Raw genomic sequence first — 802 nt, 5'->3', positions numbered from 1 at the left:
CCGTATTTTACAGCTTACGAGCAGAGCGCAAAGACCTGACAGTCCTCCGGCTATCATAAGCCATGCGGCGGTATTGCTTCGGCTGTCGCCAGTATGAGGAGTATCCTGCGGTATCTCTTTCTGTTCAGCCTCGTCGATCATAACGATCAGCGGATTGCCGTTTTCAGATACGGCGGTCGTTTCAGCGCCGTCAACCGTGACCGTACCGTCATTAAGGACTTCAAAGCAAATATCCGTCGCCAAAATATATCCCTCCGGAGCGGCGGTTTCTTTCAGAATATACTTTCCGGCGGAAAGCTTTGCGACAATATGATTAGTCCCGTCGGAAGTCCATTCGTCCACAACTGTTCCCTTATCATCCAGCAGCTGCATTTGCGCGCCTTTAAGCTCGTTTCCGTCCGCGTCCCGCTTGGATATTTCCACAGTAACAGGCTTGTTTTCAACGGTAATTTCAATAACTTCTTCGTCCTCTCGGATATTTACGGTATAGCTTTCATCGCTTAAAATATATCCGTCGGGCGCTGAAAGTTCTCTGATAACATACCCGCCAAAGGGAATGTCGGCAAAAGAAAAACAGCCCTTGTCGTCCGACTTGGCTGTCATTAACGCGTTTTCTTCCGTAAATTCTGTGCAGTCCATTGCAAACAGACCGAACAGAGCGTTTTCAAGAGGGCCGCCGCTTTCGTTTGTCTTGATACCTTCTATTTTTCCGCGCTTAAGGCGATTCTCAAATGTTCCGCAGTCGATTGAAACCGTCTGAATATCCTGTCCCTGATATTCAAATGTTACAAGATATTTTTCG

The 802-nt window shown here is 47.6% G+C and carries 1 protein-coding gene; it reads right to left on the bottom strand.

All coding sequences use genetic code 11. From position 1 onward, the window contains the following. Positions 1 to 802 (bottom strand): MSCRAMM family protein (locus ACYQ0N_RS15335; RefSeq protein WP_460163185.1); only part of this gene is annotated, 802 nt, incomplete at both ends.

Source organism: Ruminococcus sporogenes (assembly GCF_054655175.1).
This window is presented reverse-complemented; position numbering and strand designations above follow the sequence as displayed.